The sequence below is a fragment of the Allosphingosinicella sp. genome (assembly GCF_035626655.1).
In the GTDB taxonomy this organism is placed as follows: Bacteria; Pseudomonadota; Alphaproteobacteria; order Sphingomonadales; family Sphingomonadaceae; genus Allosphingosinicella.
Map to the genome: position 1 here is coordinate 107413 of NZ_DASPNF010000020.1, position 20367 is coordinate 127779.

Consider the following 20367-nt stretch of genomic DNA (forward strand, 5'->3'; position numbering starts at 1 on the left):
CGGACGCGTGCGAAGGCAACGACGCCCTCATGATCGAGCTTGACGACCAGCAGCAGGCCGCCCGCACCTGGTTCGAAGCCCTGCGCGACCGGATCTGCGCCGAATTCGAGGCGATCGAGGCGGAAGCCGGCTCGAAGGCGCGCTTCGACTATCTCGCCTGGGACCGGCACGATCCGGACGGCAGCCCCGGCGGCGGCGGCGTGCGCGGGGTGATGAAGGGCAAGGTGTTCGAGAAGGTGGGGGTGAACGTCTCCACCGTCGGCGGGCGGTTCAGCGAGGAGTTCGCCAGGACCGTCCACGGCGCCGGCGAGGATCCGCGCTTCTTCGCCACCGGGATCAGCCTGGTCGCCCATATGGCCAATCCGCACGTGCCCGCCGTCCATATGAACACGCGCTTCCTGCGCACCACGAAAAGCTGGTTCGGCGGCGGCGCCGACCTCAATCCGCCCATCCCCTATGAGGAGGACACCGCAGACTTCCACGCCCGGCTGCGCGCCGCCTGCGCCGCGCACGACCAGACCTATTATGGCCGCTTCTCGAAATGGGCGGAGGATTATTTCTTCATCCCGCACCGGGGCGTGCACCGCGGCGTCGGCGGCATCTTCTACGATCATCTCGAATGCAATGCGCCCGGCCATGGCCCGACCTTCGAGGAGAATTTCGCCTTCACCCGGGACGTGGGCGAGGCCTTCCTGGACGTCTTCCCGCGGCTCGTGCGGCGGCGGATGGGCATGCCGTTCACGGAGACCGACCGGGCCGTGCAGCTCGAATGGCGCGGCCGCTATGCGGAGTTCAACCTGATCTACGACCGGGGCACCCTGTTCGGGCTCAAGACCGGCGGTAATGTCGACGCGATCCTGATGAGCCTGCCGCCGCTGGCGACCTGGTCGTGAGCGCCAGTCTGACCGCCGTCCCCGCGGGCCATGTCGCCGCGGTGGTGACCTATCTCGAGATGGACAGGCCGCCGCCGGCCGCGCCCCTCCCCGCCTCCCCGCTCAGGCTCGAGCGCTGGGCGGGCGCCGATCCTGAGCGCTACCGGGCCCTGTTCCGCCGGGTCGGGTCGCGCTGGCTCTGGTTCTCGCGGCTGGCGATGAGCGACGCGGAACTCAGCGCCAGGGTTGCTGAGGTGCACGTCGTCATCGGGCCGGACGGCGCGGATGCGGGGTTCATCGAGCTCGATTTTCGCGAGCCCGGGCTCTGCACGATCCGGTTCCTCGGCCTGGTGCCCGAGCTGGCGGGCATGGGCCATGGCAAGTGGCTGTTCGCCGAGACCCTGCGGCTGGCCTGGGCGCCGGGCGTCGGGAAGGTGCGCGTGCACACCTGCTCGCTCGACCATCCGGCCGCCCTCCCCGCTTATCTGCGCGCCGGCTTCGTCGCGAAGCGCCGTGCCTTCGAGAGCTTCCCGGACCCGCGCCTCGCCGGCCTGCTGCCGCGCGACGTCGCGCCGCAAATTCCCCTGGTCGAGGCCTAGTCGAACACCTCCGCGGAAATCTGGTCGTCTGTCAGCAGCCGGTAGATGCCGGCCGGGATCATCACCGTCAGCAAGGCGAGCGGCACGGCGAGGCCGAGCCGGGGGATCAGGGTGGCGATGTCGAACGTGTAGCCGACGCCGCCGCGCGGGATCGCCCGCATGCCCTCGCCGAGCAGGACCGCAAGGCCGATGACCACCAGGCCGAGCACGGCGCCGACCAGGAAGAGATAGCGCGTGATCGCGGCCTGGTCCTCCAGCGTCATCCGCCAGGAATCGCGGATCGCGGCGAAGATGTTGAGGCTGCCGCGGTCCGCCATGATCGAGGTCGTGCAACAGAGCCGGGCGGCGAGCCAGAACAGGATGCCGCTCAGCACCAGCAGCAGCACGGCGATGCTGCCATCCCCGCCGACCAGGGTCGCGGCGAAGCCGATCGTGCCGCTGATCGCGCCATAGCCCATGGCGAAGGCGAGCAGCAGCAGGACCACGCCCGCGACCATCACCGCCTGGGTCACGAACAACAGGGCCATGACGAAGAGCAGGGGCGCCAGGAAGATCAGCACCGCCACGAAAAAGGCGTCGGGCGACACGACCAGCCGCGAGCCATATTCGCCGAGGGTCCGCGCGACGGCGACGAGGGCGATGGCGACCAGGGCGGCGAGCAGGCCGTAGAGCAGGGCGTTGCCGAGCCGGGCGCCGAAGCCGAGCCGCCAGGACGCGAAATAGCTCCCCACCTGCAGGATCCAGCCGGCGAAGAGGATCGCGAGGAGGAGCGGATTCTCGACCAGCCAGCCGCCGCCGAACGGATCCGGCCCGATCCGGCCCAGGTTCACCGTCTCCATCGGCCCGCCCACCAGTGCGAATTGCAGGCCGAGCGGCAGCGCGATGCCGAGCCCGAGCAGGATCAGGAGGTGCAGCAGCCAGTGCCGCGCGATGAATCGGAAGCCGAGCGACCAGGCGCCGATGATGCTGAACTTGTCCATAATGTCCCCCTGCGGCGCCCCCGCGCCGCGCCGTCGAGCATGAAGCGGGCGCCCGCCGAAGTCCAGCGCAGCCCGGATTAACGGTGCGATATCAGCGCGATCGGCGCCTAGGGCTTCTTTGGCGCGAGCGCACGGTAGATGGCGGCGGCGAGCATGGTGAGCAGCGTCGTGACCAGCGCCTGCATCGCGCAGAGCAGGATCATGCCGAGCAGGGTGCCGAGCTGCTGGCCGGCGGCGAGGATGAAGCCGATGCCCGTCAGCTGGCTGACCACCAGCATCAGGATGGCGGCCGGGATCATCACCAGCAGATAGAGGGCGATGATCAGCCAGCCATGGCCCTCGCTGAGCGCCCAGCCGCGCTTCAGGGCGTCGATCGGGTTGCGCCTCTCCTCGGCGACCATTGCCGGTCCGGCGGGCAGCAGCCGGCCCCAGAGGTAGAGGCCGGGCACGATCAGCAGCATCAGGCCCGCGCCGACCGCAAGGTTCACGAGCACGACCAGGATCGAATAGACCGGCAGCAGCGCGATCGCGAAGAGCAGGGCGCCGCCCACCGTCCCGCCCTGCGCGAAGACCAGCCGCAGCATCGTGGCGCTGCCGGCCATCACCACGAAGCTCTGCAGCACCACCGGCAAGGCGTTCTGCCGGTAATAATCGAGCACGAACTGGACATAGGCCTGGAGATCCGTGCCGGTGGGCGGATCGCCCATCGGGAAGAAGTGGTTCACCAGCAGGGTGGGCAGGAAGACCAGCGCGCCCGCGATCGCGACCAGCGCCGCCCAATGGGCCCGCATCAGCCGCAGCGTATCGGTCCACACGTCATTCTGGGTGAATTTCGCCACGCGCCTCTCCTTGCCCCTGCCCTAGACCCTGATCGTTTCAGGCGGAAGCCGCCTGAAACGTGAATCAAGGTCCCGGCATATGAAAAGAGGGTGGCGCGCGCCAGCAAGCGGCGCTTGCGTACGGGGCCCGCCTGCACGACATGGGCGGCGATGGATGAAAACGCGATCGAATGGCGGGTGTCGCCGGGGCTCGTCCCCTATCCCGAGGCGCTTGCCGGGATGGAGGCGCGCGCGGCGGCGATTCGGGCCGGCGACGCGGCCGAGCTGATCTGGCTGCTCGAGCATCCGCCGCTCTACACGGCCGGGACCAGCGCCGACCCCGCCGAATTGTTCAATCCGGAGAATTTCCCGGTCTATGCGGCCGGGCGCGGCGGGCGCTACACCTATCACGGGCCGGGGCAGCGGGTCGGCTATCTGATGCTCGATCTCGACAGGCGCGGCCGCGACGTCCGCCGCTTCGTCCATGCGCTGGAAGGCTGGCTGATCGATTCGCTGGCGAAACTTGGCGTCGCCGCGCATCGCTCGCCCGGCCGGATCGGCATCTGGGTCGCGGGGACGGATGGCGGCGGCGAGGCCAAGATCGGCGCGCTCGGCCTCCGCGTGAAGCGCTGGGTCACCCTGCACGGCTTCTCGGTCAACCTCGCCCCGCAACTGTCTCATTTTTCAGGGATCGTGCCCTGCGGCATCGCCGACGCCCCGGTCACCAGCCTGGCGCAGCTGGGGGTCGAGGATCATGGCGAATTCGACCTGGCGCTGCGGCGCGGGCTCGGCGCCTTCCTGACCGCGATCGAGGCGGAATAGGCAGGCTTGAGGGGCTCCGGCTTTCCGTATAGAAGCTGCAGCTGATTTGGGCGAAAAAGGGGCCTACCCGACCAAATCATCAATCTAGGGAGACCTTCTAATGCGCATTCTTTCCAAAGCGACCACCGGTGTGATGATTGCCGGCGCCGCTCTCCTCGTCGCGGCCTGCGGCGGCGGTGCGGCCAACAACACCGCCAACGCCACCAGCAACGAGCCGGCCGTCATGAACGAGCCGGCCATGGCCCCGATGAACGAGGGCATGCCGATGGACAACAACATGGCCGCTCCGGCTGCTCCGGCCGACGCCAACATGGCGGCTCCGGGCAACACCACGAACGGCATGTAATCGCACCACGCGATTTCAGGTTGGAGAAGGCCGCCGGGCGACCGGCGGCCTTCTTTTTTGGCCGGCAGGCGAGCTGCTAGGGCGCAGAGGTGCCGCGACATTGACGGGTGAGCAGGAAGACGTCGCTCGCCCGCAGCCGGGTCTCGAAATGAAGCCCGAAGCGGCGGCCGCCCCGCCAGGCGACGCGGGCGACGAGCGCGTGACTGCCCAGCTCGAGCGTCACCGTCGCATCCTTCGGCGGCGGCAAGGGCGCGGAGAGCGCGGCGCCGCCGCGCGAGACATCCGCGACGCGCGCGCTGAACGGCACCCCGTCGTGGATCACGACCGCCTCCGCATCGAACGCGATGCGAAGGTCCTTGCGCTGGAAGCCTGACGCCTGGCCGGTTGAAAGCAACTGGGCACCCCTCTCCAGGCCAGCAACGGGCCGCGCGCGGAAAGGATGCAGGCTAAGGCGGCGTTCACCATCAATGTCCTCATTTTCCGCTTCCGCCGGCCGATCGCCGCGATAAGATCGGGGCCGGACAAGGGAGGACAAGAATGCGTCACCTGATGAAGCTCGCTTTGCTCGCCGGCGCCGCTCTGGCCGTTTCGGGCTGCAACCGCGGCGCCCCGGCCGCGAACAATGCCGCGGGCGAGCTGGTCGACAATGGCGGCCTCGCCGTGCCCGGCAACGACGCCAGCGCGATGGAATCGGTGACGAACGCGCCGCTGCCGCCTCCGCCCGCCGAGACCAACATGGCGAACGAGGCCACGCCGGACACGACGCCGCCGCCGCCCTCGACCCCGAACGTCGAGAGCAACGTCGCCGGCATGTGAGCGACCGGCGGGGACGGACAGCGCCGCGCCGTGCCGCGCGCGCGCCGTGCCCGTTCCTGCCTCTGGCGCCTTTTTTCGCGGCGCGCTAAGGCGTTGGCCGACATGTGAGCGGAGGGTGAGATGCGCGTATCGGTCAGGACCAGGCTGAACCAGGCGGCGCTCGCCGTCCTCGCGGCGACCGGGCTCGCCGCACCCGCCTCGGCGCAGCTCTTCCTGGTGCCGCCCAGCTTCCCCTCCGGGCCGATCGACGGCAGCGACCCCCTGGTCGGCCTGCCTTTGCCCGGCGCGACCCCGGCCGAATATCGCGCGCACCTGCTCTGGAACCTGCGCTCGGGCCTCAACGTCGCGGCGCTGCAGTGCCAATTCTCGCCCTTCCTGCGGACGGTCGGCAATTACAATGCCTTGCTCGCGCACCATAATCGCGAGCTCGCGGCCGCCTATACGACGCTCGAGGGCTATTTCCGCCGCCGGCACGGCCGCACGGGTCCGCGCGAGTTCGATCTCTATTCGACCCAGACCTATAACGGCTTCTCGGCCCTCAACGCCCAGCTCGGCTTCTGCCAGACGGCGTCGCGGATCGGGAAGGAGGCGCTGGCGACCCCCAAGGGCCAGTTCGCCCAGCTCGCCGCCACCCGGATGCGCGAGTTCCGCGGCAGCCTGATCCCGGCGCCCGACGGCTACAATTTCACCCGCGCCCCGGTCCGGCTCACCCCGATCGCGCTCAGCCCGCGCGACTGCTCGAGCCTGCCGCGCAACGAGCGGCGGGAGTGCGAGCGGCAGAGGTAAAATTTTGATCCTCCCCGTTCACGGGGAGGTGGCAGCGCGAAGCGCTGACGGAGGGGGCTCTGTGCAACACGCCGGGCCCCCTCCACCGCGCCGCTACGCGTCGCGGTCCCCCTCCCCGTGCCGGGGAGGATCTGACCTCAGGGCAGCCCCAGCAACTTGTGCGTCTGCAGGCTGAGCCGCCATTGCGGGTGGCCGAGCACATAGTCGATCGCCGCCGCGCGCGCCGCCGCCGCGTCGGCGCAATCCATGGGCTGGATCAGGAAGTGGCGGAAGTCCCAGCCGAGCAGGGCCTCGGGATCCAGGCCGGCCTGCGGCCAGACCAGCTTCAGCTCGTCGCCGGCGCGCTGGACGATCTCGGTGCCGGCCTTGGGGCTGACGCAGATCCAGTCGATCCCCGCCGGCGCGGGCAAGGTGCCGTTGGTCTCGACGGCGATCTCGAAGCCCCGGTCGTGCAGCGCGTCGATCAGGGCGGCGTCGAGCTGCAGCATCGGCTCGCCGCCGGTGATCACGACCAGCGGGCGCTCGCCGCTCGCCCAGAGCGCCGCCACCTTGTCCGCGAGCGCCGCCGCCCCGTAGCGGCCGCCATTCTTGCCGTCCATGCCGACGAAATCGGTGTCGCAGAACGTGCATTGGGCGCTCGCCCGGTCCGCTTCGCGCCCGGTCCACAGGTTGCAGCCCGCGAACCGCAGGAAGACCGCCCGCCGCCCGGCCTGCATCCCCTCGCCCTGCAGGGTCAGGAAAATCTCCTTGACCGCGTAGCTCATAGCCCGGTCCCGGTCAGGGGCGGGCTTGCTGCATAAAGGGTCGGATCGGGCAGGCCCGCTTCCTGGAAGCCTTTGCTGCGCAGGCGGCAGGCATCGCAGAGGCCGCAATGTAGGCCGCCCGGGGCGGGATCGTAGCAGGACCAGCTCATCCCCGCGTCGAGGCCGAGCCGCGCCGCCTCGGCGGCGATGTCGGCCTTGGTCATGCGCATGAGCGGCGTGTGGACGGTGAAGCGATCGCCCTCGACGCCCGCCTTGGTGGCGAGGTTCGCCATCGCCTCGAAGGCGGCGACGAAGTCCGGCCGGCAGTCGGGATAACCCGAATAATCGAGCGCGTTGACGCCGATGAACAGGTCGCGCGCGCCCGCCGCCTCGGCCCAGCCCAGGCAGAGCGAGAGGAAGATGGTATTGCGCGCGGGGACGTAGGTGACCGGAATCACATCCTCCGCAACGCCCGCTTTGGGCACCGCGATATCGTCGGTCAGCGCGGAGCCGCCGAAGCGGCTGAGATCGAGCGGAAGCACGATGTGCCGCTCGGCGCCGAGCTGCGCCGCGATCCGCGCCGCCGCCTCCAGCTCGATGCGGTGGCGCTGATTGTAGTCCACAGTCAGCGCAAGCAGTCGATAGCCCGCCTCGCGCGCGAGGCCGGCGACGACCATGGAATCCATGCCGCCGGAAAGGAGAACGACTGCCTGCTTGCTCATCGCGGGCGCATATAGCGACCTCGCGCACAAAAAGAATGGGCCGCCCCCGAAGGGACGGCCCAGTTCAGGCATCGAAGCCTGCTAGGGAGGAAAGCGTGCCGCTCGCGGCACAGCCATCGCTCTACCCTTTCGTGGTTACCAACCCGTTAACCTCGATCGGTAAAATTGCGGAGGGGGAACGATCACCCTGTGAGTCATCCCGGCGCAAGCCGGGACCCATGACCAGGGTCATGTGAGAGCAAGGCAGCAGCGCCGGGATGACTGTCAGGCGCAGGGCCCCACCCGCCGGGCCTCGGCGCGGAGCGCGAAGGGCATGCCACGGTCGAGCCCCTGGCTGTCGATCTGCACCAGCCGCGGCGTCTCGAAGCGCAGGGTGGTGCGGCCGCGGCCCTGCCCCGGGCAGGAATAATTGACCGTCATGCTGTCCGCGTCGGCGGCGACAACGTCGCGCGTGCAGGCGGCGGCACGGTGGCGCGGCTGGGTGAGCAGGATCGGATTGCCGAGGCAGATCGCGCCGATCCGGGCATTGCCCGAACCGCCCCTGAGCTCCCACTGGCCGGCCTCGAGCCGGGTCAGCATCGGATGCGCGCCGTTTTCGGGCTGGGTCTGGCCCGGCCCGGCAAGGAGCATGCTCAATCCAGAGGCGGCCAGCAGCCGCCAGACGAACAGGTTACGCATCACAACTCCCGATGGCGGATACGCCGCCTGCGAACGTGCCAGTGTCGGTCACAAATGTAGCATAATTGCGGCGCCCCAATGAACGCAGGCTTATGCGTCCAACTCGCTGTTCCGGACGACGAAAACCTTCGAGCAGAACTCGCAGTCGACGCCGATATTGCCGGATTCGTCTGCCATTTCGGCCCGTTCCTCGGGTGCGAATCGGGCAAGGACCGAGCGGACATGCTCGGCATTGCAGCGGCAGCCGCGGACGAGCGGCGTCGTCGAGAGCAGCCGCACCTCCTCCTCGTCGTGGAACAGGCGCCAGAGCAGGTCCTCGAGCGGCAGCGCCGGATCGGTGAGCTCGCCGGCGCGGACGGTCTCGCCGAGGATGCGGACATGGTCCCATTCGGGATGGTCGAGCCTGGTGTGCAGACGCTCGCGCCCCTCCTCGCCCTCGGGAAGGTGCTGGAGCAGGATGCCGCCCGCGATCCGCCCGCTGTCGCCGACCGCGATCCGGACCAGGCTCGGAATCTGCTCGGACTGGCCGAAGAAATGCTCGGCCGCCTCGGCGAGGCTTTCGCCCTCCAGCGGCACGATCCCCTGGTAGCGCTCGTTGGAAACCGCCTGGTCGAAGGTGATCGCCAGATAGCCTTTGCCGAACAAAGCCGAGAGCGAGGGCTGGCCCGGCTCCTCCGCGAGCCGCTCCGGATCGAAACGCACATAGCCGCGCAGCTCGCCGCCGCGATAATCGGCGACGAGCAGGTCGACGATGCCGTTCTCGGTCTGCGCCTGCAGGGTCAGCTGCCCGCCGGCATCCTTGAGCGTCGCGCCGAGGAGGGCGGTGAGCACCAGCGCCTCGCCGAGCACCCGCGCGATCGGCGCGGGATAGGCGTGCGCGGAGAGGATCTCCTCCAGCACCGGCCCGAGCCGCACCAGCCGGCCGCGGGCATGGCGGCCGGGCAGCGCGAAGCCGACGGCATTGTCGAGGCTCGCCGCGGCGGCGATGGGTTGCTGGTTCGGGAAGGCCATGGCGCCGATGTGGCAATGAATGGCCCGTGGTCAATAGCCCTGGGCGGGTGCGAGCCTCCCCGCGACGGCCTTCGGCCCGCGCGCGCGGCGGATCAGATATTCGACGAGCGCGAGATTGGTGAGCCAGGACAGCCAGGCGATGACCGGATAGGCCGTGTAGAAGCCGAGCCCCAGCATCGCCGAGGCGGGCAGCAGCAGGCGCAGGGTGATCGCGCCCGCCGTCATCGCCCAGGAGCGGAGCATCCAGGCCCGGTGCTCGGCGAAGCGGCGCTGCACGGCCGCGCGCCAGCCGAGCCAGGTGAAGGCGATCGAGAGCACGGCGACCGCGGCGAAGCCGGTGGCGGCGAGCGGCCCGGCGCTCGTCCCCAGGGCAAGCACGAAGCCGGCCGGCGAGCCGATCGCGATGGCGGCGACGTAGGCCTTCCCGAAGGCGCGGTGCACGGCGGGCCGCCGCGTCCGGAGCCGGCGCACGAACTGCAGCGGCCCGACCAGCAAAGCGATCATCGCCGCGACGACGTGGATGACGAGGAAGGGATGCGCGAAGGCGTTGGCGAGGATCGGCGGCGGCTGCGCCTCGCTGCCGATGACGTAGCGGAGTGCCGAGACGAAGGCGATCTCGAGGATCAGCAGGACGACGACCAGGCGCCATGCGGCCGAGTAGATTGGGATGAGCTTGCGGATCATGTTAGGCTCCGTTCGGCGGTGTCGCGTCCTGCTTGCCGGGCCGCGCCAGGGGGGAAAGGGCCATTTCCGTGAACGGTGCATCTGCTTCGCGAGTGGTGCGCTGGCGGCGCTTCTCGCTCGAGCTGGCGCTGCTCGGCGGGCTCGGCCTGGTGCTTGGGCTGCTCGGCCCCTATCGCACGCTCGACGTCCCGCCCTTGCTGCGGACGGCGTATTGGCTGCTGGCGACGATCGGCAGCGGGCTGGTCGGAATCCTGATCGACGCCACGCTCGGGCCGCGCATCCGCGCCTTCTGGCTGCGCGTGGTTATGGTCTCGCTGGTGATGACCCCGCCGGTCACCCTCTACGTCTACGGGCTCAACGCCTGGCTGCTCGACCTGCCGCGGCGCTGGTGGCTGCTGCCGCAGCTCGCCTGGCAGGTGCTGGTCGTCGCGCTGCTGCTCATGGCCCTGCGCGCTCTGGCCTGGCGGCGGGTGGTCGAGACCCGAACGCTCGTCGTGCCGCCGCTCCCCGAGGCCGAGCGCGCCTTCCGCATGCGTCTCTCAGCGAAACGGCGCGCGGGGCGGCTGATCGCGGTCGAGGCGGAGGATCACTATGTCCGGGTCCATACGGACATGGGCTCCGAGCTCGTCGCGATGCGCTTCGCCGAGGCGATCGAGGAGCTCGCTCTGGCCCATGGCTACCGGCTGCACCGCTCCTGGTGGGCTGCGGCCGATGCGATCGAGGCGGTGAAGTGGAAGCGCGGCACGGGCGAGGCGCGGCTTGCAGGCGGGCTCATGGCGCCGGTGAGCCGCAGCTGCGCCGCCGCGCTCAGGGACGCGGGATGGCGCTGATCAGGGCATAGGCATGCAAGCGCCCCCATGCGAATGTCCGCCTTCGACCCATTGCGGACGTCCGCGCTCTGGCGATATCACGAGCCATGGGGAAGCTGGTGAAGCATGAGCTCTCTTTGGAGACGAGAATGTCAAAAACCCAACTTGTGCCTGGCCGCTCACTGGTTGGAGTTCTTGCGCTAGGTTTGGCACTGATCTCCGGGCTCTTTCCAGCGACTGCGCAGGGCGCGCCTTCATCACCCGAGGACCGTGCGCGCTTCGTCTCCATCACCCGAACGCTGGAAGAGGCTCCGCTGCGACCCGGCGCCAGAGGGGACCGCGAGTGGGCGTTGCGCTGGCTCACCGAGGTACCCGATGTGTCCGTGAACATCTGCCTCAGCTCATTGGGGGGTATGGAGGAAGGCTATCAGTACGCCGGTGAGATTATGCTTCAATACACGTTTTCCATGGCCGTTCTTGTCATCCAGCATCCGGAAATCGCGGCCGATCCGAATGCAAGACAGGTGGCGGGCGTCGCGGGGGCGCTCAGGGCTTATCGGGCTATACTTGGCAGCAGGCCTGACGCCAGATCGCCGGGCCTCGACTCGTTGATGGAAATCGAGGGCCGAGGCGGCCTGCCAGAATTTATTCTTGCCCGGTCGGCAAGCTGTTCAACCGCGACGTAGGCACGGGGTAGCCAACGTCAGCTTTCCAACCCTTGGCGGACGTCGTCGCCAAGGCAGGTGGATGCCGGATCATCCCGGACCTGATTCGGGACCGGCATGACGAGGAAGGAAATACGGTCCTCTCCTCAGCCGCCACCCCGAACCTGATCTGGGGTCCATCATCATCCCGCCCCCATTCCCGGACGCCGGCGAGTGGTCCCGCCACTTGATCGCGCTTGCGCTTTTCGCCGCGTGCCGCTTTACATGACTAACACAGCCGGGCAGGCTGGGCGGGACGCCGGAAGGCCGATCACTTTCAGGGAGTTGGATCATGCGGAGGGGTAAATTCATCGTCGCGGCTTTGCTCGCGGGCAGCGCGTCCCTGCTGGCGGCGCCGGCGATCGCGCAGCGGCGCGCGCCCGCAGCGGCCGCCGCGACGAACGCGGTGCCGGCGCTGGGCTACACCCACCGCGTCCTCCCCAACGGACTCAACGTGTACACGATCCGCGACACCCGCACCGCCAACGTCTCGGTGCAGATGTGGTACAATGTCGGCTCCAAGGACGATCCTGCGGGCCGCTCGGGCTTCGCCCATCTGTTCGAGCACATATTGAGCCGCGTCACGCGCAACATCCCGCACGGCCAGCTCAGCCGCATCGTCGAGGAAGGCGCGGGCGGCACCCGCAACGCCTCCACCGGCCCGGACACCACCAATTATTACGAGACCGTCCCGGCCAACCAGGTCGAGGCGATGCTCTGGGCGCATGCCGAGCGCATGGGCCGCTCGGTGCTGGACCAGTCGGTCTTCGAGGCGGAGCGAAGCATCGTGCAGGAGGAGATGCGCCAGCGCGTCCTCTCCCAGCCCTATGGCCGGCTGCAGCGTTATTATTCGTTCGACACCGGCTTCACCGGCCATCCCTATCGCCGCTCCGGCATCGGCACGATGGCCGACCTCAACGCGGCGACGCTGGACGATGCGCGCGCCTTCCACGCCAATTTCTACCGGCCGGACAATGCCACGCTGATCGTCTCCGGCAATTTCGACCAGGCCCAGCTCGACCGCTGGATCGACCGGCATCTCGGCAGCCTGCCCCGGCCGGCGACGCCGATCCTGCGCCATCGCATGGTCGAGCCGCCGCGCACCCGGCCGCGCTCGATCATCGCCTACGGGCCGAACGTGCCGCTCCCCGCGGTCGTGTTCACCTGGCAGCGGCCGCGCCAGAACCATCCGGATTCGGCGGCCCTGGCGGTGATCGACAAGATCCTCTCCGGCGGCCAGTCCTCGCGCCTGTTCCGCAGCCTCGTCTACGAGCGGCAGCTCGCCCAGAATGCGAACACCTTCGATTTCGGGCTCGAGGATGCCGGCATCTTCGCGCTGCAGGCGACCGTCGCCAGCGGCAAGGACATTGCCGAGGTCGAGGCCGCGCTCGCCGCCGAGGTGGCGCGGCTGCGCGACCAGCCGGTCAGCGCCGCGGAGCTCGAGGAGGCGCGCAACGAGATCGTCTCCGAAACCCTGTTCGGCCGCGAGACGCCCGAGGGCCGCGCCTTCGAGCTCGGCCAGGCGCTGACCGGCGCCAACGATCCGCGCTGGGGCGACCGGCTGGTCGCGGCGGTGCGCCGCGTGACCGCGGCCGACGTGCAGCGCGTCGCCCGCCTCTATTTCGCCGACAATCGCCGCGTCTCCCTGCGCTATCTCGACGAAGCGCAGCGGCCCGCCGGCCAGGCCGCCTGGGATCCCTCGGCCCAGGCGACCGATCCGGCGCTCGGCCGCACCTTCCCGCCCGACACGCGCACGCCGAACACGCTCGCGCCCGAAGCCGAGCGGATGGCGCCGCCCGCGCCCGGCCCGCAGCAGCCTTTCGCCGCGCCCGCCTTCGCCGAGCGGCGCCTCGCCAACGGCCTGCGCGTCGTCGTCGCCCGCTCGACCGAGGTGCCGGTCACCTCGATGCAGCTGGTCTTCGGCGGCGGCGCCTCGGCCGATCCGGCGGGCCGGGCCGGCCTCGCCAGCATGATGGCCGTGCTTGCCGACAATGGCGCCGGCGGCATGACTGCGCCCGAAATCGCCGCCCGCATCGAATCGCTCGGCGGGCAGATCGGCAGCGCGATCAACCAGGATTCGAGCTTCGCCTTCGTCAACGCGCCGACCGCCAATATCGGCGCGGCGGCCGAGATCCTCGCCCGGGTGGTGCGCGAGCCCGCCTTCGCCCAGGCCGAGCTCGACCGCGAGCGCCGCCGCGCGCTCGATCAGCTGCGGGTCAGCATGCGCGATCCGAGCTTCGTCGCGCAGCGCGTCGCCTGGCGCGCCGTCTATGGCGATGCGCCTTATGGCTCGCCCAATACCGGCACCGCCGCCTCGCTCGCCGCGCTGACCCGCGACGACGTGGTCGCCTATCACCGCGCCTGGTGGCGGCCGGACAATGCCACCCTGGTGATCACCGGTTCGATGGACGCCGCGGCCGGCTTCGCGCTGGCGGAGCGGCTGTTCGGCCAGTGGCAGGCGCCCGCCGAGGCCATGCCGCAGCTGCCCGCGAACCGGGCCGGGACCGCCGCCGCGCCGCGGGTGATCGTGGTCGACAATCCGGCCTCGGACCAGTCGGCGGTCGCGATCGTCACGCGCGGCGTCGCCCGCAGCGACACCGATTATTTTCCTTTGGTGGTCGCCAATTCCGCGCTCGGCGGCTCCTCGACCGCACGCCTGTTCCAGGAGGTGCGCGTGCGCCGCGCGCTCAGCTATGGGGCGAACAGCGGCCTGCCTTCCTATCGCGACGAGGGCGTGCTGGTCGCGCTCGCCCAGACCCGCAACAATGCCGCACCCGAGGTCGCGCAGGTGATGATGGCCGAGATCCGGCGGATGCGCGACGAGCCGATCGCCGCGGACGTGCTCGGCAAGCGCCGTACCCTCCTGGTCGGCGCCTTCGGCCGGCAGGTGGAGACCACGAACGGCCTCGGCAACTTCCTCGCCGGCCTCGCCGTCCAGGGCCTGCCGATGAGCGACTATGCGCGCTACATCCCGAGCCTGCAGGCGGTGACGCCCGAACAGGTCACCGCCTCCGTCGCCGCCGAGATCGACCCGGCCCGGGCCAGCATCGTCATCGTCGGCCGCGCCAGCGAGTTCCTGGAGGCGCTCCGCGCGCAGCATTCCAACGTCGAGGTGATCCCGATCGGCGAGCTGGACTTCGGCTCGGCGTCGCTGCGGACGGCGGCGCGTTAGACTTTCGGATAGGTCACGACACCATCGCCGACCGAGGCGCCGGCCGAGAGCCTCGCGGGCTCGACGCGGTCGCTGTCCAGCAGGTGATAGACGGTTTCGCCGGCGGCGAGCAGATGGTCGGCCACGATGCGCCGGTGACAGCGCCACCAGACCGCCTCGGCGCACATCATCGCCGTCCGCCGCCGCCGGCCGAGCCGCACCAGCTCCTGCAGCCCGGAGCGGAATTCGGGCGAGAGGGCATGATCGGCATAATTGTGGAAGCTGCGATTCTGCCACCAGCCGTTCGTCTCCGGCGGCACGTCGCGGGACCGGCCCCTGAGACCGCCCAGCGCGTCGATGCGGCCATGCGCGATCTGATACGGCGCGAGAGTCTCCGGTAGGCCGTCCGCATTGAATTGCGGGTTGGTCCGCGAGCGCGGCACGGTGCGGATGTCGATCACCAGCTCCACCTGCCCCGCCCGCAACAGGTCCACGAATTCCGGGATCGGGCGGGTCGAATGGCCGACGGTGAAGAAGGGCAGCGCCATGCGGCACCTACGCCGCAGCGGCTGCAGGGTTGCTTCACGCCGCCTGAGGCACCTCGTAGCGCCGCGCCGCCTCGGACAGGCGCTCGACGAACTCGGTGACGTGGGCGTCTTCGATCACCAAAGGCGGCAGCACGCGCATCACATTGTCGCCCGCCGCCACGGTCAGCAGGCCCTGCTCGCGCAGATAGTTCACGAAGGCGCGGCTGTCGGTCTTCATCTTGACGCCGAGCATCAGCCCCAGGCCGCGCACGCTCTCGAACAGATGGTCGTGATTGGGGATCATCTGCTCGAGCGCGCCGCGCAGCCGCTCGCCCATCCGCGTGACATGGGCGAGGAACTCGTCGTTCGCGACCACGTCGAGCACCGCCTGGCCGGCGGCGCAGGCGAGCGGGCCGCCGCCATAGGTCGAGCCGTGCGTGCCGATCACCATGCCGGCCGCGGCTTTCTCGCTGGCAAGGCAGGCGCCGAGCGGGAAGCCGCCGCCAATGCCCTTGGCCACCGCCATGATGTCGGGCTCGATGCCATAATGCTCATAGGCGAACATCTTGCCGGTCCGGCCATAGCCGCACTGCACCTCGTCATGGACGAGCATCAGATCGTGCTCGTCGGCGAGCGCGCGCAGGCCGCGGATGAATTCGGGGCTGCCCGGGCGGATGCCGCCCTCGCCCTGCACCGGCTCGACCAGGAAGCCGGCCGTGTGCGGGCCCATCGCCGCCTTGACCGCGTCCAGATTGTCGAACTCGACGACGGTGAAGCCGGGCAGCAACGGCGCGAAGCCGTCGCGCATCTTCGGCTGGTTGGTGGCGCTGATCGCGCCGAGCGTGCGGCCGTGAAAGGCGTTGGTGAAGGTGATCAGCTCGTGCTTGTCCGGCCGGCCATGATGATGATGGTAGCGGCGCGCCGTCTTGATCGCGCACTCGACCGCCTCGGCCCCCGAATTGGTGAGGAAGACGGTGTCGGCGAAGGTGAGGTCGCAGAGGCGCCGGGCGAAGGCCTCGCCCTGCGGGCTGCCATAGAGGTTGGAGACGTGGATCAGGGTCGCCGCCTGCTCCTGGATCGCCTTGGTCAGATGCGGGTGGCCGTGGCCGAGCAGGTTGACCGCGATGCCGCTCGCGAAGTCGAGATATTTCTCGCCGCCCTCGCCATAGAGATAGACCCCCTCGCCTCGCACGGGCCGCACCGGCGAGCGCGGGTAGACGGGCATGAGCGGCGTGATGGCCATGAGGGGCTCCTGAAGCGAGAATGGGACAAAGGAAAAAGGCGACCCGTAAGGCCGCCTTCCACTCCCCCGCTATAGGGATTTGGGGGGCGCCGCGTCAATTCGGCGCCCCCCATTTCATGCCGGCTTAGTAGCGGCGGTTGTCGCGGTCACGATTCTCGAGCCGGACGCGAAGCTGCAGGCGGTTGACCTGGGCTCGCAGGCTGTTGAATTCGCGGGCATTGATCCCGTAGCGCTGCGCGCGGTTCAGCTGGAACCGGATCTGCGTCGCCTGGCGGCGCAGGGTCGCGGCCTCGCGGCGGGAGATGCCCGGCGCCCGGTCGATCCGCTGCTCGGCGCGGCTGAGATCGCGAAGCAGGTCAACGACCTGGGCCCGGGTCGGGCCGCCACGCTGCCAGCCATAGCCCGGCTGGGCCATCGCAGCGGTGGGAACAGCCGCGGCGATCGTGGCGGTCGCCAGGGCGGCGGAGATAAGCAACTTACGCATGTGAACTACTCCTTTGCTGCTCAATTGCATGAGCGCTTCTACGCACCGGGCGCTGTTAAGCTCCTGAATGGGCTCGACAGAATCCGTTCATAAATGTCGCAAGTTGTATGAACGGAAACGGGAATGCGACGAAATGAGTCATCCCGGCGGAAGCCGGGACCCAATGAACGTCGTCAAGGAGAGCAGGGCGCTGCCGCTTCCGTCGGGCCGGTCGATGCTGCGTTCAGGGGTCCCGGCCTTCGCCGGGACGACTCTCTGTCTCGGCCTCAGCGCCTGCGGCAGGACGCCCTGGGCCGGGCCGGCGCCTGATACGCGTCGCGCAGCGCAAAGGTCTGATGGTCCAGCACGGCAAGCTCCGCATCGCTGAGACCGCCGCCCGCATAGCTGTCGGTGGACCGGATCGCGGCGACCTGCCGCCGGACCGAGCGCGCCTCGCAGCGGCTGATCTCGCCCCGGTTGCGCGCCTGCTGGACGCGGTGGCCTATCCGGCGAAGATCGCTGCGATGGCCCTGCCCGCGCACGATCAGCACCGGCCGCTCGCGCTGGCTGGCATCGGCCTGGCGGGTGCCGTTGATGCCGAGCTGGGCGCTGGCGGGGCCCGCCGCGAGGACGAAGGCGAAAGCGAGCGTCGGGAAGGCAAGGCGCATGGCGGTCCTCCGGTGACGTTGCCGGCAACGTTACGGCGGCGAACCTGTGCCCCGCATGAACGCAGGCGCTTCATTCTCCCTGGTCCTCGCTGACCTTCGCTTATGGCGCCTCGCTCGACGATCCGGCGAACCTGTTCAGCTCCAGCCTGGACGGCAATAGCCGGCGCGCGATCGACATTGCGGAAGGCGGCACGGTCGACGCCGAGGCGTTCAAGGCGCTGGTCCGCGCGGCCGTCGCGCCGAACAGGGTGAGGAAGCAGCCGAAGCGCTGACGGGAAAACGCCCCGGCCAGTGATGACCGGGGCGCTTGCCGGGATGGGCAGGCCGGCTTCAGCCGGCCGGCCGGAGCTGTCCTCAGCGCGGGCCCTTGGGGCCGGAATTCCAGGTCGTCAGCTGCGGGTTGTGATCGCCGCTATTGCCCGGAGGCGGACCGGATTCGGGACCGTTGCCATAGCCGTTATTGTTCTTGGTCTTCGCGCAGGGATCGTAGCACGACCCGCCGGCACCGGTGACGAACTTGAGCTCGAAAGCGTGAAGAGTGCGCATCTGAACCTCCTTCGGGAGAGCCCTTCCGGCCCCCATGTCGCTCGAATGACGAAGGAATTCCGGCTCCACAATCGCGAAGATTCGGCCGTCCCGCTTCGGTACGGCGGCTCGGGGAATCCCTACCGACGGGCCTCGTCCCCCGCGGCGAAATGGGCGAGCTGGTCGGCATGCGCCTTCCGGAAGGCCGGGCGGGTCGTCGCGCGCGTCACATAGGCGCGGCAGGCGGGGAAGTCGGCCAGCCCGCCGAAGCGGTCGACCAGGCGCAGCACGTCCGCCATCATGATGTCGGCGACGGAGAAAGTGCCGGCCAGCCACTCCCGTGCCGCCAGCACTGGCTCGAGATGCTTCAGCCGATGCACCTTCAGGAAATCGTCGAACATCCGGTAGGCGGCCGATTCCGTGTCGCCGGTGAAGATGCAGAGCGACCAGGGCAGGCTCGCCGCTTCCACCGAATTGAGCGCCGCGAACAGCCATTCGATCGCCTCGCCGCGGGCGGGCTCGTCCGCGGGCAGCAATGGCGGGCTGCGCTCGCCCAGATGGAGCAGGATCGCGCCGCTCTCGAAGACCGAGAGGTCGCCGTCGGTGAGCCAGGGCACCTGGCCGAAGGGCTGGTGCGCCGTCGGCGCGGCCTTGTGGTCCCCGAATTCCACGGTCTCGACCCGGTAGGGCAGGCCCGCCTCCTCGAGCGCCCAGCGCACGCGAATGTCGCGCACAAAGCCGCGCGGCGGCTCCGGCACCCAGTCGAAGGTGGTGAGGATCAGCTCGCCCATTCATTCGCTCCTTCAGCCCGAACCGGCTTTTGGCCGCCCGCGGGCAAGGCCGCAAGCCGGCCCGGCGACATCGCGCCGGGCCCCGATCTTCCCGCCCGCCCGTCCGTCGCTTATTCCTCCCGGATGTTCGCGGCATGGCTCGCCCAGGACCTGATCTTCATCGCCATCGCCCTGCTGTGGGCGCACGTCGCAAAGCTCGGCCTCGGCCTGCGGGCGCCCGCCTTCCGGGCGGCATGGCCGTGGATCCTGCTCTATATGGTCTGGTTTGCGGTCGAATGGCTGGCCTTCACCGTCTTTCCGTCCGAGGAGGATCCGGCCCTGGACGCGATGCTCCGCGAGCTCGGCCTGGCGGGCGCGCTCGTCCTGATCGTCGTGACCGGCCCGCTCTTCGAGGAGTTCATGTTCCGCGGCGTGCTGTTCTCCGGCTTGCTGCGCCGCTGGGGATTCTGGGCCGCGGCGATCGTGCCGAGCATCCTCTGGGGGCTTTGGCATTGGGGCTACGAAGCCTGGTTCATCGCGTCAATCATGGGCTCCGGCGTGGTGCTGGCGATCATCCGCCTTCTGAGCGGCTCGCTCTACCTGCCGCTGGCGCTGCATGCGGCGGGAAATTTGCTCGTCACGCTCAACAATTTCGCCTGGCTCGACAGCAGGCCCTGAGGCCGGTCAGACCTTGATCTTCCCGGCGCGTCGCGTTCGCTCCTTCAGTCGCTGTTCTCGCTCAGCAACAGGATGACCGGAGCGACGGTCTCGGATTGCGAGACAGCCCAGAGCAGCGGCGGATCGACCGCCAGCCGATCGAGCGCCTCCTGCGTCGCGTCGATCGGATAGAGCGCGTCCCGGGGCGACGGCGCGGCCCCGGTCCAGCGGACCCCGAGCGCGGCGAGCTGAGCGCGATATTCGGCCAGCCTCGCTTTCGCCTCGACGCGAAGTTGCGGCATGGCCTGCGTCGAATCGCACAGGATCGACCCTGACCAGCGGTCTGCAATCGCCTGCAGCTGCCCGACCATGTCGGGCCGGGGCGTCAGTGCGGTCCCGATGAGGTTTAGATAGTCCAGACCCACGCCGCCATGGCAGTGCGCCAGCGCCTGCCAGCGATAGCGGTCCGAAAGCCGGGGGACTCGGTCCACGAAGGCCAGCAGCAGGGCGACGCCCTGCCCGGCGGCGTCGGGCCAGTCGATATAGCTGAAAATCCGCTCGCCGGTTGGCCGCATGCCGTGCGCGCGGACATGATGTTTCCAGAAGTCGAGCGGCTTCCTCTCGTCGAACAGCGGCAGGATGTTGTGTATCGCCTCGTTGTAGAAGTCTTCGAGCCGGCGAACCGGCAGCGCCCCGTCGGCATCGCCGAACTGCCGCCGGACCGGCGCGAGCATCTTTTCCGTAATCTGCATTCGGACAGGGCCTAACGCTGCCGCGCCAAGATCGGGTAAACGGGCCTCAGGCCTTGATCTTCCAGCCCGTCCCGAGCAGCGCAGAGCAGAGCAGGCCGAGCGCGACGTATGCCAGCAGCGACTGACAAGGACGGAGCGGCGCGCGGGTCAACGAGGGCGTCCATGCCCCTGCGCTCCAGTTTCCCGGCCAGGCGGCCATGTGCGCGCGAACGCGCCGGACG

The 20367-nt window shown here is 69.3% G+C and carries 26 protein-coding genes; 11 read left to right on the forward strand and 15 right to left on the reverse strand.

Translation table 11 applies throughout. From position 1 onward, the window contains the following. Positions 1-29: 29 nt before the first annotated feature. Positions 30-893, forward strand: coding sequence for an oxygen-dependent coproporphyrinogen oxidase (gene hemF / locus VEC11_RS16220; RefSeq protein WP_464134236.1), 864 nt, complete (start codon positions 30-32; stop codon positions 891-893). Continuing rightward, complete coding sequence (locus VEC11_RS16225) at positions 890-1471, forward strand: GNAT family N-acetyltransferase (protein ID WP_464134240.1); 582 nt, start codon at positions 890-892, stop codon at positions 1469-1471. The genes hemF and VEC11_RS16225 overlap by 4 nt, the downstream gene beginning before the upstream one ends. Here the strand turns inward: VEC11_RS16225 and VEC11_RS16230 are convergent. Further along, positions 1468-2451, reverse strand: coding sequence for a hypothetical protein (locus VEC11_RS16230; protein WP_464134246.1), 984 nt, complete (start codon positions 2449-2451; stop codon positions 1468-1470). The genes VEC11_RS16225 and VEC11_RS16230 overlap by 4 nt on opposite strands. Before the next feature lie 107 nt (positions 2452-2558). Then, positions 2559-3290 carry a hypothetical protein gene (locus tag VEC11_RS16235; RefSeq protein WP_464134251.1) on the reverse strand — a complete coding sequence of 244 codons (732 nt, stop codon included), beginning with the start codon at positions 3288-3290 and terminating at the stop codon, positions 2559-2561. Between the two features lie 150 nt (positions 3291-3440). Between VEC11_RS16235 and lipB the strand changes: the two genes are divergently transcribed. Both lipB and VEC11_RS16245 read left to right on the forward strand, forming a co-directional pair. After that, the gene (lipB, locus tag VEC11_RS16240; RefSeq protein ID WP_464134257.1) at positions 3441-4091 is read left to right on the forward strand and encodes a lipoyl(octanoyl) transferase LipB; all 651 of its coding nucleotides are present in this window, start codon (positions 3441-3443) and stop codon (positions 4089-4091) included. A gap of 100 nt (positions 4092-4191) precedes the next feature. Next, complete coding sequence (locus VEC11_RS16245; RefSeq protein ID WP_464134261.1) at positions 4192-4437, forward strand: hypothetical protein; 246 nt, start codon at positions 4192-4194, stop codon at positions 4435-4437. A gap of 76 nt (positions 4438-4513) precedes the next feature. On the opposite strand, the gene VEC11_RS16250 is transcribed toward VEC11_RS16245, so the two are convergent. Then, positions 4514-4831, reverse strand: coding sequence for a PilZ domain-containing protein (locus VEC11_RS16250; RefSeq protein WP_464134267.1), 318 nt, complete (start codon positions 4829-4831; stop codon positions 4514-4516). A 143-nt stretch (positions 4832-4974) separates the two neighbouring features. On the opposite strand from VEC11_RS16250, the gene VEC11_RS16255 reads away from it, so the two are divergent. Both VEC11_RS16255 and VEC11_RS16260 read left to right on the forward strand, forming a co-directional pair. Next, positions 4975-5253 carry a hypothetical protein gene (locus VEC11_RS16255; protein ID WP_464134269.1) on the forward strand — a complete coding sequence of 93 codons (279 nt, stop codon included), beginning with the start codon at positions 4975-4977 and terminating at the stop codon, positions 5251-5253. A gap of 120 nt (positions 5254-5373) precedes the next feature. Continuing rightward, entirely contained in the window at positions 5374-6039 is a 666-nt protein-coding gene (locus VEC11_RS16260) for a hypothetical protein (protein ID WP_464134272.1), read from the forward strand. A gap of 137 nt (positions 6040-6176) precedes the next feature. Here the strand turns inward: VEC11_RS16260 and queE are convergent, their stop codons facing one another. From queE to VEC11_RS16285, 5 genes are all read right to left on the reverse strand, one after another. Beyond that, positions 6177-6803: a 7-carboxy-7-deazaguanine synthase gene (gene queE / locus VEC11_RS16265; protein WP_464134277.1), complete on the reverse strand. Its 627-nt coding sequence runs from the start codon at positions 6801-6803 to the stop codon at positions 6177-6179. Continuing rightward, a complete protein-coding gene (gene queC / locus VEC11_RS16270) occupies positions 6800-7504 on the reverse strand; it encodes a 7-cyano-7-deazaguanine synthase QueC (protein WP_464134281.1) in 705 nt (234 codons plus the stop codon). The genes queE and queC overlap by 4 nt, the downstream gene beginning before the upstream one ends. Before the next feature lie 264 nt (positions 7505-7768). Next, on the reverse strand, positions 7769-8182 hold the full coding sequence (locus tag VEC11_RS16275; RefSeq protein ID WP_464134286.1) for a DUF3617 domain-containing protein: 414 nt from the start codon (positions 8180-8182) through the stop codon (positions 7769-7771). Positions 8183-8272: 90 nt separating this feature from the next. After that, positions 8273-9193 (reverse strand): Hsp33 family molecular chaperone HslO, encoded by a 921-nt coding sequence (locus VEC11_RS16280; protein WP_464134289.1) that lies wholly within the window; start codon positions 9191-9193, stop codon positions 8273-8275. Positions 9194-9223: 30 nt separating this feature from the next. Beyond that, positions 9224-9877 carry a DUF2306 domain-containing protein gene (locus tag VEC11_RS16285; protein WP_464134292.1) on the reverse strand — a complete coding sequence of 218 codons (654 nt, stop codon included), beginning with the start codon at positions 9875-9877 and terminating at the stop codon, positions 9224-9226. A 68-nt stretch (positions 9878-9945) separates the two neighbouring features. Here VEC11_RS16285 and VEC11_RS16290 point away from each other — a divergent pair, with 68 nt between their 5' ends. The 3 genes from VEC11_RS16290 to VEC11_RS16300 all read left to right on the forward strand — a co-directional run bounded on the left by VEC11_RS16290 (position 9946) and on the right by VEC11_RS16300 (position 14562). After that, positions 9946-10707 (forward strand): LytTR family DNA-binding domain-containing protein, encoded by a 762-nt coding sequence (locus VEC11_RS16290; protein ID WP_464134296.1) that lies wholly within the window; start codon positions 9946-9948, stop codon positions 10705-10707. An 86-nt stretch (positions 10708-10793) separates the two neighbouring features. After that, complete coding sequence (locus VEC11_RS16295; protein ID WP_464134301.1) at positions 10794-11372, forward strand: hypothetical protein; 579 nt, start codon at positions 10794-10796, stop codon at positions 11370-11372. Between the two features lie 310 nt (positions 11373-11682). Next, the gene (locus VEC11_RS16300) at positions 11683-14562 is read left to right on the forward strand and encodes a M16 family metallopeptidase (RefSeq protein WP_464134308.1); all 2880 of its coding nucleotides are present in this window, start codon (positions 11683-11685) and stop codon (positions 14560-14562) included. Here the strand turns inward: VEC11_RS16300 and VEC11_RS16305 are convergent. The 4 genes from VEC11_RS16305 to VEC11_RS16320 all read right to left on the reverse strand — a co-directional run bounded on the left by VEC11_RS16305 (position 14559) and on the right by VEC11_RS16320 (position 17442). Further along, entirely contained in the window at positions 14559-15089 is a 531-nt protein-coding gene (locus tag VEC11_RS16305) for a DUF488 domain-containing protein (protein WP_464134313.1), read from the reverse strand. The genes VEC11_RS16300 and VEC11_RS16305 overlap by 4 nt on opposite strands. Before the next feature lie 34 nt (positions 15090-15123). Beyond that, positions 15124-16311, reverse strand: coding sequence for an acetylornithine transaminase (locus VEC11_RS16310; RefSeq protein ID WP_464134316.1), 1188 nt, complete (start codon positions 16309-16311; stop codon positions 15124-15126). Positions 16312-16435: 124 nt separating this feature from the next. Continuing rightward, positions 16436-16795, reverse strand: a complete 360-nt coding sequence (locus VEC11_RS16315) for a hypothetical protein (protein WP_464134319.1) — start codon at positions 16793-16795, stop codon at positions 16436-16438. A 266-nt stretch (positions 16796-17061) separates the two neighbouring features. After that, positions 17062-17442, reverse strand: a complete 381-nt coding sequence (locus VEC11_RS16320; protein WP_464134324.1) for a hypothetical protein — start codon at positions 17440-17442, stop codon at positions 17062-17064. An 89-nt stretch (positions 17443-17531) separates the two neighbouring features. On the opposite strand from VEC11_RS16320, the gene VEC11_RS16325 reads away from it, so the two are divergent. Then, a complete protein-coding gene (locus tag VEC11_RS16325) occupies positions 17532-17714 on the forward strand; it encodes a DUF1801 domain-containing protein (RefSeq protein WP_464134525.1) in 183 nt (60 codons plus the stop codon). 82 nt (positions 17715-17796) lie between these two features. On the opposite strand, the gene VEC11_RS16330 is transcribed toward VEC11_RS16325, so the two are convergent. Beyond that, a complete protein-coding gene (locus VEC11_RS16330; RefSeq protein WP_464134327.1) occupies positions 17797-17988 on the reverse strand; it encodes a hypothetical protein in 192 nt (63 codons plus the stop codon). 119 nt (positions 17989-18107) lie between these two features. Beyond that, a complete protein-coding gene (locus VEC11_RS16335; protein WP_464134332.1) occupies positions 18108-18758 on the reverse strand; it encodes a glutathione S-transferase family protein in 651 nt (216 codons plus the stop codon). 123 nt (positions 18759-18881) lie between these two features. Here VEC11_RS16335 and VEC11_RS16340 point away from each other — a divergent pair, with 123 nt between their 5' ends. Further along, entirely contained in the window at positions 18882-19415 is a 534-nt protein-coding gene (locus VEC11_RS16340) for a lysostaphin resistance A-like protein (protein ID WP_464134335.1), read from the forward strand. Positions 19416-19459: 44 nt separating this feature from the next. Here the strand turns inward: VEC11_RS16340 and VEC11_RS16345 are convergent, their stop codons facing one another. Further along, complete coding sequence (locus VEC11_RS16345) at positions 19460-20146, reverse strand: hypothetical protein (protein WP_464134338.1); 687 nt, start codon at positions 20144-20146, stop codon at positions 19460-19462. Positions 20147-20367 lie beyond the last annotated feature (221 nt).